This is a genomic window from Neobacillus niacini (genome assembly GCF_036961885.1).
GTDB lineage: Bacteria > Bacillota > Bacilli > Bacillales > Cytobacillaceae > Neobacillus > Neobacillus niacini_H.
This window is the reverse complement of the sequence record NZ_JBALNQ010000010.1, coordinates 154,380-167,990: the sequence shown is the minus strand read 5'-3', so window position 1 is coordinate 167,990 and position 13,611 is coordinate 154,380. Positions and strand designations below refer to the sequence as shown.

Genomic DNA, 13,611 nt, shown 5'->3' with positions numbered 1-13,611 from the left:
GTTGTCTAAAAATAAGGAGATGATGATTTACATGAATGAAAAAAATCTCATCCGTAATCAAATGAAAGAGAGACTTTCGAAACTTCCGAAACCCTATTATGAACATTATTCTTATAAAATAGCTAGCGCACTATATAATCATGAGGACTGGGTGAATGCGAAAGTAATCGGAATTACCATTTCGAAGGAACCAGAGGTTGATACCTATCAAATTATACGAACAGCCTGGGAATCTGGTAAACAAATTGTTGTCCCAAAGTGTCATCCAAAAGAAAAAACACTATCCTTTCATACATTAACGGAATTTTCACAATTAGAATCTGTTTTTTATGGCTTGTTCGAACCAATCGTGGAGAAGACGATTGAGGTAAAACCTGAAGACATCGATCTTTTGATTGTGCCAGGGCTTGCTTATACAATTGAAGGCTATCGGTTAGGATTTGGTGGAGGATATTATGATCGATTTTTAACTGATTTTGATGGAAAGACCATGTCTCTTGCTTTTAACTTTCAAGTTATTTCACAATGTGTATTTGAAAAGCATGATATACCAGTCTCTAAAATAATCACTAATGACGAGGTAATAACTACAAAATGACTCAAACTCTAATTCTTATTGCAATTATTATTTTTGGAGGTTTTGCAGGTTATTTGGAGCGATCTTTAAGTATCAATGGTGCGATTGCTGCTGTATTAGTAGGTTTAGCTGTCTATTTCGGATTTGGTGTTAAAGGGCTTATCCTTCTTGGAATATTCTTTGCTACATCTAGCTACTGGTCAAAATATAAAAGCTCCGCAAAAAAGGAAATCGAAGACAAATTAGCAAAAGGAACGACAAGAGATTGGCGTCAGGTTTTAGCCAATGGCGGCGGTGCTGCATTGTTAAGCATTATCTACTTTTTTCAACAGGACATAACTTGGCTGATTGGTTTTCTTGTTTGTATTAGTAGCTCTAATTCGGATACATGGGCTTCAGAAATTGGTACCTTAAGTAAAAGTAAACCGGTATACATACGTACGTTTAAAAGAATAGATAAAGGAACCTCCGGCGCGGTCAGTTGGTTAGGAACTACAGCTGCATTACTTGGATCAATGTTAATCGCTGTGTCAGGTACTTGGCTTTTTCAATTGGAGGTCTATCACTTCATTATTATTTTCATTTTTGGCTTTCTAGGTAATATCATCGATACGATATTTGGTGCCTATTATCAACAGGTCTATCACTGCAATATATGTGGGATAGAAACCGAGAAAAAGGTCCATTGTAAAACATCTGCTAAAAGAATAAAAGGTTATCAATTAGTGGATAATGATATGGTGAATTTCTTATCTGGATTTATTGCAGCATTTTTAGCAATGACATTCATTTTTATTGTTAATATATAGTTAATTATTAAGATGGATTACGATTCAAAGGAGGAAATAGTATGGTAAAAGTGAATAGAGTTGTCCTCGTTGGAACTGGTTTTGTAGGCTCAAGCTATGCCTTTGCACTATTAAATCAAGGAATAACAGAAGAATTAGTTTTAGTAGATTTAAATGAAGCAAAAGCAGAAGGAGATGCAATGGATTTAAATCATGGTCTCCCTTTTGCTCCTTCTAGTACTAAAATTTGGTATGGCAGCTATGCTGATTGTGATCAAGCTGACCTCGTTGTAATCACGGCTGGTGCTAACCAAAAGCCAGGGGAAACACGCCTTGATCTAGTTGAGAAGAACACCAATATTTTTAAAGGTATTGTTGAAGAAATTATGGCAAGTGGATTTGACGGGATATTCCTAGTTGCAACAAATCCAGTCGACATATTAACCTACGCAGTCTGGAAATTTTCTGGTCTTCCGAAGGAGAGAGTAATTGGCTCTGGTACCATTTTAGATACGGCTCGATTTCGCTTTTTACTTGGGGAATATTATGATGTTGATACCCGTAATGTCCATGCTTATATTATTGGCGAGCATGGAGACACAGAACTTCCGGTTTGGAGCCATGCAGATATTGCAGGAATGAAAATATCGGAATGGACAAATAAACATGAAACAAACCAAGAAGATTTGGATCAAATATTTATTAATGTACGAGATGCTGCCTATCATATTATTGAACGTAAGGGTGCAACCTATTATGGGATTGCGATGGGACTCGTTCGTTTAACAAAAGCCATTTTACGAAATGAAAATTCAGTTTTAACAGTCTCAGCTTATTTAGATGGTGAATATGGGCATAAAGATGTCTATATTGGTGTACCTGCAGTAGTAAATCGCAGTGGAATCAGAGAAGTGGTTGAGTTAGATTTAAATAAGAAAGAAAAGGAAAAATTTGCACACTCTGTTCATGTACTAAAAGAAACCATGGATCCTGTGCTAAGCAAGTTTTAAAAAGGCTGGATAAAAATTGAATTTCATTCACACAATATGGATAGGAGGGATGATAATGTCTCGTATGTTGACATCCATATTTATGATTGGATCAATTGGCTATTTTGCATTCCGGTTTCGATACCGGATCATCAATCTTTTACTCAGGTCCGGCTGGTTGCGTCGGTTTGCTGTAGGCTCATTCATGAGCCTTCCGGGTGTAAAAAGTAAAATAATGCAGACTGTGTTTGGGGGATCAGCGGAAAGACCATCTGAATGGTGAAAGCCAACAGATGGTCTTTCTTTTTGTTGGAAATGGAAATATGCCTATGTTTTCAGCCTGTTTTGTCTTCATTATCATTGATTTTCGTTTATAATATAATAAAAGAGTAAATATATGAAGAATAGTGACTGTATAGAAAGTAGTGGGGGAATTGAACTTTAAAGCAGATTATATATTTTGGAGATTGGCTTATTTCTTGATTTCCGAGCAGGGCTACCGAATTATTCAATTATTTGAAAATCAAAAGGAATTATGGCTGGAAAAAGTCGAAAATAAAAAAGTCCCAATCATTCGTTTGTTACGAGTTGATTTGGACTGGAGTAATTCCATGCAAAGAGACATAGAATTTACAGCTGCTAATGGCGAAAAAGTTCGAAAACAGATTGGGCGTGGTGAACTTTCAGTTGTAAATATCTATATTAGTCAATTTCCACCTGTTGATGATTACGAATATCGGTTAGAGAATCCTTATGTTTTTCCACAAGGAAAGAAAACAATTGTTGGATCAGTATTATTAACAAGTGACCAATATGAATCAGGACTTAAAGTACTATCAGAAAAACTAGAACAGGAAGTCTCCCTCCCAATTAATAATGAGTATTCAGAGCAGGAGGTTGAGTCACAAAAAAATGTAACTTTAGCGTCAGCGATGCAGAAAGCTAAAAAGGAAAAGGAAATATTTACGAATGGAAAGCCATTTTTTACATACTTTTTTATCATAATTCAAATAATTATCTTTTTAGTGCTAGAGCTTCAAGGTGGAAGTACCAATACATCTACATTGATTAAGTTTGGGGCGAAATTTAATCCTTATATCTATGAGGGAGAATGGTGGAGATTTATTACACCGATATTCCTGCATATTGGTTTTTTACATTTAGCGATGAACAGCTTGGCTTTATATTTTTTAGGTCCAGCAGTGGAAAGAATCTTTGGAAATGCCCGATTTTTATTTATCTATCTTTTTGCAGGTGTTTCAGGTGTTATTGCCAGTTTTATCTTTAGCCCAAATATATCAGCAGGTGCAAGTGGAGCAATCTTTGGATGTTTTGGAGCATTGCTTTACTTTGCACTCATTTATCCGAAGCTATTTTTCCGAACAATGGGTTCGAGTGTTATAACAGTATTAATTTTTAATTTAATATTTGGTTTTACCGTTTCGATCGTAGACAACGCAGGGCATTTAGGCGGATTAGCTGGAGGTTTCCTTGCAGCGGGTATCATGCATTTCCCTAAAAAGAAAAAGCCAATTTTGCAGTTATTATTTTTGTTCGTTTCTGCGGCGATACTTTATGGATCGTTAGTATATGGGTTTCAAAATTCTAAAACAGGTGGAAATGAAAGCTCCACTATGATGCTGGCTCAGGAATATATTAAACAGGAAAATTATGATCAGGCATATAACGTTTTAACAAAATATGTGGAAAACTCGAGTAAAATATCTGCGGAAGTATATTTTGCTTTATCTTTTATCGAGATAAAGCAAGGTTTTCTAGAGGATGCAAAATCACATCTACTTTTGGTCATTAATATGGACCCTGATTTACCTGAAGCCTATTACAATCTTGCATTAATCTACCTAGAGGAAAATGACCTTTTAAAAGCAAAGGAAAAAGCGGAAAAGGCGTCAGGATTAAAACCAGAGCAACAGGAGTATGCTGATTTGGTTCAGGAACTTAATCGAATGCTCCCGCCAGCTGCAGAGTGAGAATAAGGAGAATAATTCATCCGAAATTCTCGCAGGTATAGCTAGTAAGAACAGCTTGAGGGTGGTTGGGGCTTAAGGTATACTTTTATTGTAATGGTTAACATTCTTATATAAGAGGGCTAAAATGAAATGAAATCAATTTATGACATTCAGCAATTTTTAAAGCAGTACGGAACAATCATTTATATTGGTGATCGAATAGCTGATCTAGAATTAATGGAGTCGGAATTAAAAGAGTTGTATCATGCTCAATTAATAGATCCGAAGGAATATTCGACTGCACTGTTAATAGTAAGACATGAAATAAGATTTTTAAGAGAAAAAGCTGAAAAGATAGGGGATTAATATGTCAGAACAATGGATAGTAGGTGTCGACCTTGGTGGGACCACTACTAAATTAGCCTTTATAAATATGAAAGGGGATATCCTTCATAAGTGGGAAATCCCTACTGATAACAGCAACGAAGGCCAAAATATTACGATCAATATCGCAAAGGCGATTGATCATAAACTAGTAGAGCTTAAAGAATTGAAATCAAAATTAATTGGAATTGGTATGGGTGCACCTGGGCCGGTAGATTATGAAACTGGTATTATTAGAAACGTTGTAAACTTGGGTTGGAAGGATAACTTCCCTTTGCAGGAAAGCCTTCAAACACTAACAGACTTGCCGGTAGTTATTGAAAACGACGCTAACTGTGCAGCGTTAGGTGAAATGTGGAATGGCGCAGGAAAGGGTGCAAACGATCTAGTGTGCGTGACACTTGGAACGGGTGTAGGCGGTGGAGTCATCGCTAATGGTAATATTGTGCGAGGGATTAATGGCGCAGCGGGGGAAATTGGTCATATTACATCTATACCTTTTGGAGGAGCTCCTTGTAACTGTGGGAAGACTGGCTGTCTTGAAACCGTTGCTTCCGCAACTGGAGTAGTACGGTTAGCTATGAGTGAACTTTTAAAAGCTGACGCTCATGGGCAGCTATCCAAGCTCTTTGTTGCAAATGGGTTGGTGACAGCGAAAGATGTCTTCGATAGTGCTCGTAATGGAGATGACCTGGCGATAAAAATTTTAGATGAAGTCACTTTTCATTTAGGATTTGTTCTAGCTAATATTGCAAATACATTGAATCCAGAGAAAATTGTTCTTGGCGGTGGTGTCTCTAAAGCTGGAGACATATTATTAGATGCAGTGAAAGTGAACTTTTCCATGTTTGCCTTCTCATCCGTTAGAGAGTCTACAGACCTTACGCTGGCAACACTAGGGAATGATGCTGGAGTTATTGGCGCAGCATGGTTGATAAAGAATAAATTAAATCCATAAGAATCATTTACAGTAACCTGCAATCATCTGCAGGTTTTTGTTTTTCTCATTTTCTCCCGGTGCCTAACATATGATTTTATGATGGAAGGAGGGAGAAAAATATGGAAGTCTGGGATCCCAAATTACCTTTTAGCTCAAGAAGCTTACTAAAGCAAATAAATACTCTTAAGAAGCTATATCCATTTATAAATGTAAAAACAATAGGTACCAGTGTTTTAGGGAAACCAATCCAAGAAATAAGAATTGGAAAAGGATTGAAAAAGGTTCACATGAATGCCTCTTTTCATGCAAATGAATGGATTACCACATTGGTGTTAATGAATCTCGTTAATCAATATCTCAGTTCATTAACGAACAGGAGTACAATAAGAGGAATAAATATGATAAATACATTCAATGAAACCGAATTATCCCTGGTCCCGATGGTAAATCCAGACGGGGTCGATTTGGTGTTACATGGGCCACCAACAAGCTGTCATAATGAAGTAATGAGTATAAATGGAGGTAATAATGAATTTGTCCATTGGAAGGCAAATATTAGGGGGGTAGACTTAAATAATCAGTTCCCGGCCAATTGGGAAATTGAACAGGAGAGGAAGGCACCGAAGTCTCCTGCACCAAGAGATTTTCCGGGTCAGTCATCTTTAACTGAACCAGAAGCAATTGCAATGGCAGATTTGGTTAAAAACAGTGATTTCGATCGAATTTTGGCCTTTCATACCCAAGGGGAGGAATTTTATTGGGGATATGAAGGGTTTGAACCGAAGGAATCAGAAGCCCTAGCAAAACAATTCGAACGAGTTAGTGGATACAAGGCAATTCGTAATGTAGACAGTCATGCAGGGTTCAAGGATTGGTATATTCAAGAGTTTAAACGCCCAGGTTTTACAATCGAATTAGGAAAGGGGATTAATCCATTACCCCTATCACAATTTAACGAAATTCTTCAAAAAGTTGAAGGTATTTTCCTAGCCGCACTGTATTTATAAGGCACTTTAGTAAGAAAAGACAGCCATTCATAAATAGTTTCTTACTTTACTTGTAAAATGACAACAATGACATTAAAATAAACTATTGTGTTGATCATTTGTGGATAAGAAAAAGTCGTACATATGCGACTTTTTTCTTATTTCTAGAATATTCCTGTAATTATTGAAACATTTTTGTAAAGAAAACGTACTAATTATATGAAGGAAATGGAGGGAGGGGGAAAATGCAGCATAACAAGGTAATAAAATTTATTGTTCAAATTTCGTTTTTGCTCGTTTTTGCCTCTTTTTTTAGTGCTTGCACGCATGAAAAGGATGCCAAGCCGAACCCTTCAGAAGATGTGGAAAAACAAAATGACCCGCCATCAAAGCCGGTTCATGCATGGAAACTCCCAATTGAAATTCCTGAAGGTGAATTTTATAAAATTGGCGGTTGGCTTACCGACCATGAACTACTCTATATAACAAATATTGAGCAATCATCGTCGGTATACTTTTATGATCTTCTAACAGGTAAAAGCGAATTACTCTATGGTAGTGAAGCGCCAATCGTTAACGTACAAATTAGCCCATCCAAAAAGAATATACTAATACAAACATCCCCTTCCACCTATGAGGGACAAGTTATTATAGTAACTTCGGATGGCTCAGAAATCATAAAAAAATCTATCCCATCCTATGAATTAGGCTTTGAATGGAACCAATTTAATGAATCTCAAATTCTAATTTCTTCCTTTAATGAGGATTGGACATTTCAAATGCTCCTTTTAGATATAGAGCTAAATAAAATATCTGACTTATCGATTCCTCAACCATTTGTTAAGTGGATAAATAAAGAAGAAGTTGCATTTTTAAACTGGGATGAGACTAGTCCAGCTCTTTTTGCACCGCTTGTGAGGAAGCATTTAGGAACCGATGGAGAAGAAGAAATACTAGCCGAAGTCCTCCAATTTTCAAACTATCAAAATATTTTAATGGCAGTGAGTGTAAAGGATAAAGAAAAATTACAGGCCACTTATACCTTTTATGACAAGGAGAAAACGCCACTAAATTCTTTCTCAATACCTCATTTATCAATATTTTCAGGATGGTTAATCCCTTTTTATGATTTCAATGAGAGTACAGGAAAATTCATTACCCTTAAGCCTTTGAAAAGTGCTGAAGCCGATGCTTACTCTGAGGGGTTTGAACTTATAAGCTATGATATCCATAAAGATAAGAGTAATCTAATTTTACAAGGTCTGAAGAATGAACCTTTGCTATTATCACCTTCAGGCGAAGCAGCATTGTATGGAAATCGATATGAACAAATCATTGATTTAACTAAAAAAGTAATTTATCAGTTCGTAAAAAAGTAAAAGACTGCCATTCGGCAGTCTTTCATTTCTTTTAGTGTGTTCCAGTGGGGAACCCACTTTCTATCAAAGTCATAATTGCAAACCAGCCAAAAACAGCTAGTGATGCTACTCCAAAAAATGCTCCTAAGAAATTTTTATTTTTTAGGGCAGTGAAGGCGCCGTAAGCAGCAAGTATGGCAACCAAAGCAAAAATAATAACTACTCCCATTAATAAAGCCCCCTTTATTAGATAATACTTGAGCTTAGCTCAACTTACTTCTTAAGATTGTTATGTAAGAATATTGTATACATTCGTTTCCTATTTTATATTCTTTTTCTTCATTTGTCGAGGGCTAAAAAAGTTAGAAATATAGCATTTATAGTGTAAAATGAGATTAAGGTAAAATAGTTGGAGGTAGTGAAAAAAATGAAATGGTCACAAATCCCCCTTGGGGTGTTACAAACAAATTGTTACATAGTTGAAAGTCCTGAAAAAACCTGTCTGATTTTTGATCCAGGCAGTGATGGGAAGAAGTTAATTAAGTGGATAACGAAAAAGGAACTGAAGCCAATTGCGATTTTTTTAACACATGGACATTTTGACCATATCGGCGGGGTTGATGAGGTAAGAGACTATTACAAAATTCCTGTTTATATTCATGAAGAGGAAGAAGACTGGTTAACCGACCCAGCATTAAATGGTTCCAAGTTTTTTAAAATGCAAGATTTAATAAAAGTGAAAAAAGCAGACTATGTCCTTACAAAAGAAGAAACTATTACTATTGAAGGTTTCTCCTTCACCTTATTAGAGACACCAGGCCACTCTCCTGGAAGTGTATCATACTACTTTGAAAAAGCAGGTTTTGTAGTATCGGGTGATGCTTTATTTCAAAACAGTATTGGACGAACAGACCTCCCAGGGGGTAATAATAAACAACTAATGAAGAGTATTCATGAAAAATTATTGTTTTTACCCGAGGAAACTGAAGTCTTGTCTGGACATGGACCAATAACCTCAATTGGAGAAGAAATGGACAGTAATCCGTTTTTACATGGGTTTTAATGATGATTGATTTTTTAAAGAGTGTAATTGCAAACTCACCAAATCGTTTGATTTCCTATGCAGAATACATTGATGCTGCCCTCTATCACCCTGATTTAGGCTACTATATGAAAAATAAACAAAAAATCGGCAGCCAAGGAGATTTTATTACGACCAGCAATATTTCCGATGTATATGGTCGAATCATCGCGAAATGGTTTGCTGGTATTTGTGAAAAAATAGGTTTAGAGCCTGCTTTTTGTGAGATTGGTGCTGGGAATGGACGTTTTGCCCATGCTTTTTTACAGGACTGGGAGGATTCCATCAAAATTCCGTTAAAGTACATAATAGTGGAAAGCAGTCCGTACCATTTGAAATTGCAGAATGAGTTATTAAAATCCCATTATTCTATTGTCCAAGTAAGTACACTTAACGATCTTGAGCCATTTGAAGGAATGGTCTTCTCAAATGAATTATTTGATGCCCTGCCGGTTCATGTAATAGAGAAAGAGAACGGTCAATTGTTTGAAAAGATGGTAGGTATTAAAAATAATTCGTTGTATGAGGACAAGGTGTCGTTAACAAATCCATCCATTCTCTCTTTTTTGGAGGAAACTGGATTGGAATTAAAAGAAAAGCAGCGACTGGAAGTACCTTTGTTAATGAAAGAGATGGTGCGGGATATTTCAAGGGTTCTAACAAAAGGGATTGTGGTTACAGCCGATTATGGTTATACCAAAGAAGACTGGAACCACCCTTCAAGAATAAAGGGAAGCTTAAGAGGATATTATCAGCATCAAATGATTCATGATGTTTTGGAGCACCCTGGAGAAATGGACATTACTACACATATTCATTTTGATTGGCTGATACAAAAAGGTGAGCAAGAAGGTTTAAATTTTTATTCGAAGCTTAGACAGGATGAGTTTTTACTAAAAGCAGGAATTTTAAAGGAATTAGAAAATCATTATGATCCAAATCCTTTTTCAGAGGTTAGTAAACGGAATCGGGCGATACGAAGTTTAATTATGCCAGCAGGAATTAGCACGTTTTTTCACTTGCTTATTCAACAAAAAGGGATAAAAGATGGTCATCTTTTCGAAGCATAAAAAACACCGGAGAAAAGCTCCGGTGTTTTTTATCTGTTGCTATCTTCTCAATGTCCTCCACCTAGTGGCATCATAAAAGTTGACCAATAAGTGAAGCCTGCGAAGAATACAGTTAAATATCCACAGAAAACATACATATACATACGTTCGGATAGTTTAAGGTAGCTTAACAAAACAAAGAATCCAGTTTGAGCCAAGAACAGCATTGCGGTTTTATCCATATCACCAAGATAGAACATAACGGTAAAAATCCCCGTCCAAAAACCCAAAACTCTGTACATGCGATCCATATGTATCCCTCCTTTTCCCCTATGGTACCATCAGCAATATTATAAAGAAAAGGAGGTCAAAAGTAAATAAGCTTTCAAATTAGTTTGTAACAAGTGCCTGGTAAGAGCAAGTTTCACAACCAGAAATAATATTTTCTTTTTCAATTAACTCCACTGAATCAAACAAAGCCTCAAACATTCCTTTTAGAAACTCATGATGCATGGCACAAACACTTTCGTGTTCCTCAGCCACTTCTTTGAAAGGACAATTATAAATCTGAAAGAAAATTTTTGTTTGATCTCCATTTGCTTCAAATTCTGGGTAGAATCCTGCTAATGTTGCAGCACTTTTTAATATAGATAGCTTTTGATCAAAATCTATTTCTTCTCCAAAGGATCTTCTTGCCTTTTCCTGATCGATTACCTCAGTACCAAATCGCTTTCCAGTCAAGTAAAGAGCTTGTTTACCTGTTTCACCTAATGTGAGCATTGTAGAAATAGCTACTTTAGAAAGAAGCATGTAATCTCGGAAAGGGAAGTGCAATTGAATTACATCATCTGATAGACGATATAATCTGCTTGGTCTTCCACCTTTGCCAGTCTTTTTTGTTTCAGAAACTAACATATTTACATCTTCAAGCTTCGATAAATGTAATCTTGCAACGTTGGGATGGATATTAAAATTCTCTGCCACCTCTTGTACTGTAACTTCTTGGTGACGTTTTGTAATGTACTGATAGATGTAGTATCTTGTTGGATCTGATAAAACATTTGTTATCTTTAATGTTTGTTCCATCTCTGTTCACCTCAAACCCCCATAATTTAATCCAATTATAATACAGCATTTTATACATGGGAATGAGGTTAACAATGTTAACACTATATGTTTAGAAATTGTTCACAATTCTAGACTTTTGGAAGTTTCTATGTTATACAAATTATATACAAAGCATATACAGTATGTATGTCAATAGATATTTTTTAGTTGCAGGAGAATGGAAAAAAAAGAAAATATTTTTTTAAAAAAAGAAGAATCATGAAGGAAAAGCTTGAAAGATGTCGAATTACTACAAAGACAAAATAAAAGGTGGTGTTACATATTGTTAGCGATATCGAAATACTAGCAAATAGAATTATTACAGATGCAGCCCGAAATCAAGCAACAGATATCCACATTGTTCCCAGAAAGAAAGACACACTCATTCAAATCCGCTTAACAAACAAACTTATTCCCCGGTTATCACTTCCAAAAGATGAATGCGACAGATTAATTTCTCATTTTAAATTTACAGCTAATATGGATATCGGAGAACGAAGACGTCCCCAAAGCGGTGCGATTTTTTGTGAGGTCGATGGAAAATTAATGGGTCTTAGACTCTCAACGCTTCCATCCAACAACCGAGAAAGTCTTGTCATTAGACTGCTGCCCCAACAAGAACAGATTCCCTTTCACCAACTTTCACTATTTCCAGGTATGACCAGAAAATTACTAGCGCTCCTTAAACATGCTCACGGTTTAATAATCTTCACAGGTCCAACTGGATCAGGAAAAACGACAACGCTTTATTCCTTGTTAAATGAAACCGCCCATCTTTTTCATCGCAATGTGATCACACTTGAAGACCCCATCGAAAAAAACTACGACTCTGTTTTACAAATACAAGTGAATGAAAAAGCAGGTGTGACCTATGCGGCCGGTTTGAAGGCAATTCTACGGCATGATCCTGACATTATTATGGTTGGCGAAATCCGTGATGCAGAAACAGCCAAAATTGCAGTGCGGGCTGCATTGACAGGACATTTAGTACTGTCGACGATGCATACGAGGGATGCGAAGGGTGCAGTTTATCGACTTCATGAATTTGGGGTCAATTGGTTAGAAGTAGAACAAACCCTTATAGCGGTAACTGCACAGCGATTAGTAGAGCTTACATGCCCATTTTGCCAAGGTGAGTGTTCGCCGTTCTGCTATTCCTATGGAAGATGGAAAAGAGCGAGTGTTTTTGAATTATTATCTGGAAGAAACCTAAATGCTGCGATGAAAGAAGCCAAAGGGGAAGAGATTATCTCACGATACAAGACAGTAAAGGAAGTCATAAACAAAGGAATTGCTCTTGGTTATATTAAAGAATCGGAATATGAACGCTTGGTGTATGATCATGAAGCGCCGTAATTGGTCGGTCAATGAGCAGGCTAAGCTATTAAAGCAAATTGGAGAATTGCTGGCACGAGGTTACCCAATTGCAGAAGCCATTGAATCTATCTCCTTGCACTTATCAAATAGTCGAAAGGAGGAGTTGTATAATTGTTTGATTGATTTAAGAAATGGAATTGCATTTCATGATGTTTTAGGAAATCTTGGCTTTCATAAGGACTTGATTGGTTATGTCTACTTTGCGGAACAGCACGGCAGCTTTGCCGAGGCACTTTTAGAAGGCAGCAATCTGGCCATGGTAAAGGAAAAGGATAGGAAAAAGCTTTTAAAACTATTGCAATATCCAGCCTTGCTAATGTTTATTACGGGTATATTATTTGTGTTTGTCCAAAAATCACTGCTTCCCAAATTTACAAACCTCTTTCAATCGATGGGATTAGAAGCAAACTTTTTTATGAAGGTCCTATACTCCTTTGATGTGTACTTTCCTTCTATAATAGCAGGCTGTTTGATTTTCTTGGGACTGGGTGCAATCTATTATACCTTTGGATATAGAAAAATATCTGTCCTACAGCAAAGGGCACAGCTTGTAAAAATTCCAATTGTAGGTAGCATCTTTAAATTATTGTTTACTCATTATTTTTCCATTCAATTAAGTTTTCTATTAGCAGGGGGAATTTCAGTGCTTGAAGCTCTGCAAATATTTGAGAAGAATCACAGACAACCATTTTATAGCAAGCTGGGGGTTGAAATTAAGAAAAAGCTATTAACTGGTGAAAAACTAGAGTCGATTTTAGCTTGTTTTCCATTCTTTGAAAAGGAATTCGGCATGATCATCAAACATGGGCAAGAAAATGGGAAGCTAGAACAAGAATTACTTTTCTTTAGCCAGCACTGCGTATTGAACATGGAAGAACAAATCGAAAAATGTATAAAAATGATCCAGCCGGTTCTCTATCTTTTTATTGGATTTCTAGTTGTCTCGATGTACTTAGCTATATTGTTACCGATGTTTAATTTATTAGATGGAATATGAAAAATAGG

At 36.3% G+C, this 13,611-nt stretch carries 15 protein-coding genes and 1 pseudogene; 13 read left to right on the top strand and 3 right to left on the bottom strand.

All coding sequences use genetic code 11. The features are described 5' to 3' along the window. The first annotated feature begins 31 nt into the window (after positions 1-31). The 9 genes and pseudogenes from V7124_RS06060 to V7124_RS06020 all read left to right on the top strand — a co-directional run bounded on the left by V7124_RS06060 (position 32) and on the right by V7124_RS06020 (position 8,013). Positions 32-598 carry a 5-formyltetrahydrofolate cyclo-ligase gene (locus tag V7124_RS06060; RefSeq protein WP_335409016.1) on the top strand — a complete coding sequence of 189 codons (567 nt, stop codon included), beginning with the start codon at positions 32-34 and terminating at the stop codon, positions 596-598. Beyond that, on the top strand, positions 595-1,386 hold the full coding sequence (locus V7124_RS06055) for a DUF92 domain-containing protein (protein ID WP_335409017.1): 792 nt from the start codon (positions 595-597) through the stop codon (positions 1,384-1,386). The genes V7124_RS06060 and V7124_RS06055 overlap by 4 nt, the downstream gene beginning before the upstream one ends. A 41-nt stretch (positions 1,387-1,427) precedes the next feature. Continuing rightward, complete coding sequence (locus V7124_RS06050) at positions 1,428-2,375, top strand: L-lactate dehydrogenase (RefSeq protein WP_335409018.1); 948 nt, start codon at positions 1,428-1,430, stop codon at positions 2,373-2,375. Positions 2,376-2,430: 55 nt separating this feature from the next. Further along, positions 2,431-2,637, top strand: coding sequence for a hypothetical protein (locus tag V7124_RS06045; protein ID WP_335409019.1), 207 nt, complete (start codon positions 2,431-2,433; stop codon positions 2,635-2,637). A 184-nt stretch (positions 2,638-2,821) separates the two neighbouring features. Continuing rightward, entirely contained in the window at positions 2,822-4,345 is a 1,524-nt protein-coding gene (locus V7124_RS06040; RefSeq protein ID WP_335487092.1) for a rhomboid family intramembrane serine protease, read from the top strand. 129 nt (positions 4,346-4,474) lie between these two features. Next, positions 4,475-4,690, top strand: a complete 216-nt coding sequence (locus tag V7124_RS06035) for a YqgQ family protein (protein WP_335409022.1) — start codon at positions 4,475-4,477, stop codon at positions 4,688-4,690. Between the two features lies 1 nt (position 4,691). Beyond that, positions 4,692-5,666, top strand: coding sequence for an ROK family glucokinase (locus V7124_RS06030; protein ID WP_335409024.1), 975 nt, complete (start codon positions 4,692-4,694; stop codon positions 5,664-5,666). A gap of 125 nt (positions 5,667-5,791) precedes the next feature. Further along, positions 5,792-6,655, top strand: a pseudogene (locus tag V7124_RS06025) (M14 family metallopeptidase); the annotation flags it as partial. 224 nt (positions 6,656-6,879) lie between these two features. Beyond that, positions 6,880-8,013: a hypothetical protein gene (locus V7124_RS06020; RefSeq protein ID WP_335409026.1), complete on the top strand. Its 1,134-nt coding sequence runs from the start codon at positions 6,880-6,882 to the stop codon at positions 8,011-8,013. A 31-nt stretch (positions 8,014-8,044) separates the two neighbouring features. On the opposite strand, the gene V7124_RS06015 is transcribed toward V7124_RS06020, so the two are convergent. Next, positions 8,045-8,221, bottom strand: coding sequence for a DUF2759 domain-containing protein (locus V7124_RS06015; protein WP_335409028.1), 177 nt, complete (start codon positions 8,219-8,221; stop codon positions 8,045-8,047). A 198-nt stretch (positions 8,222-8,419) separates the two neighbouring features. On the opposite strand from V7124_RS06015, the gene V7124_RS06010 reads away from it, so the two are divergent. Further along, positions 8,420-9,055: an MBL fold metallo-hydrolase gene (locus V7124_RS06010; RefSeq protein ID WP_335487089.1), complete on the top strand. Its 636-nt coding sequence runs from the start codon at positions 8,420-8,422 to the stop codon at positions 9,053-9,055. Beyond that, on the top strand, positions 9,055-10,143 hold the full coding sequence (locus V7124_RS06005) for a class I SAM-dependent methyltransferase (protein WP_335487086.1): 1,089 nt from the start codon (positions 9,055-9,057) through the stop codon (positions 10,141-10,143). The genes V7124_RS06010 and V7124_RS06005 overlap by 1 nt, the downstream gene beginning before the upstream one ends. Before the next feature lie 47 nt (positions 10,144-10,190). Here the strand turns inward: V7124_RS06005 and V7124_RS06000 are convergent, their stop codons facing one another. Next, complete coding sequence (locus V7124_RS06000) at positions 10,191-10,433, bottom strand: DUF2626 domain-containing protein (protein WP_335409033.1); 243 nt, start codon at positions 10,431-10,433, stop codon at positions 10,191-10,193. Between the two features lie 79 nt (positions 10,434-10,512). Next, complete coding sequence (locus V7124_RS05995; protein ID WP_335409035.1) at positions 10,513-11,208, bottom strand: helix-turn-helix transcriptional regulator; 696 nt, start codon at positions 11,206-11,208, stop codon at positions 10,513-10,515. Positions 11,209-11,499: 291 nt separating this feature from the next. Here V7124_RS05995 and comGA point away from each other — a divergent pair, with 291 nt between their 5' ends. Further along, a complete protein-coding gene (comGA, locus tag V7124_RS05990; protein ID WP_335487083.1) occupies positions 11,500-12,585 on the top strand; it encodes a competence type IV pilus ATPase ComGA in 1,086 nt (361 codons plus the stop codon). Further along, the gene (comGB, locus tag V7124_RS05985) at positions 12,551-13,603 is read left to right on the top strand and encodes a competence type IV pilus assembly protein ComGB (RefSeq protein WP_335487081.1); all 1,053 of its coding nucleotides are present in this window, start codon (positions 12,551-12,553) and stop codon (positions 13,601-13,603) included. Before comGA ends, comGB begins: the two co-directional genes overlap by 35 nt. Positions 13,604-13,611: the final 8 nt, after the last annotated feature.

What these genes read in the sequence shown, in the direction of transcription:
- V7124_RS06060 (WP_335409016.1), top strand. Translation starts at nt 32, where the DNA reads ATGAATGAAAAAAATCTCATCCGTAATCAAATGAAAGAGAGACTTTCG.
- V7124_RS06055 (WP_335409017.1), top strand. Translation starts at nt 595, where the DNA reads ATGACTCAAACTCTAATTCTTATTGCAATTATTATTTTTGGAGGTTTT.
- V7124_RS06050 (WP_335409018.1), top strand. Translation starts at nt 1,428, where the DNA reads ATGGTAAAAGTGAATAGAGTTGTCCTCGTTGGAACTGGTTTTGTAGGC.
- V7124_RS06045 (WP_335409019.1), top strand. Translation starts at nt 2,431, where the DNA reads ATGTCTCGTATGTTGACATCCATATTTATGATTGGATCAATTGGCTAT.
- V7124_RS06035 (WP_335409022.1), top strand. Translation starts at nt 4,475, where the DNA reads ATGAAATCAATTTATGACATTCAGCAATTTTTAAAGCAGTACGGAACA.
- V7124_RS06030 (WP_335409024.1), top strand. Translation starts at nt 4,692, where the DNA reads ATGTCAGAACAATGGATAGTAGGTGTCGACCTTGGTGGGACCACTACT.
- V7124_RS06020 (WP_335409026.1), top strand. Translation starts at nt 6,880, where the DNA reads ATGCAGCATAACAAGGTAATAAAATTTATTGTTCAAATTTCGTTTTTG.
- V7124_RS06015 (WP_335409028.1), bottom strand. Translation starts at nt 8,221, where the DNA reads ATGGGAGTAGTTATTATTTTTGCTTTGGTTGCCATACTTGCTGCTTAC.
- V7124_RS06010 (WP_335487089.1), top strand. Translation starts at nt 8,420, where the DNA reads ATGAAATGGTCACAAATCCCCCTTGGGGTGTTACAAACAAATTGTTAC.
- V7124_RS06005 (WP_335487086.1), top strand. Translation starts at nt 9,055, where the DNA reads ATGATGATTGATTTTTTAAAGAGTGTAATTGCAAACTCACCAAATCGT.
- V7124_RS06000 (WP_335409033.1), bottom strand. Translation starts at nt 10,433, where the DNA reads ATGGATCGCATGTACAGAGTTTTGGGTTTTTGGACGGGGATTTTTACC.
- V7124_RS05995 (WP_335409035.1), bottom strand. Translation starts at nt 11,208, where the DNA reads ATGGAACAAACATTAAAGATAACAAATGTTTTATCAGATCCAACAAGA.
- comGB (WP_335487081.1), top strand. Translation starts at nt 12,551, where the DNA reads ATGAACGCTTGGTGTATGATCATGAAGCGCCGTAATTGGTCGGTCAAT.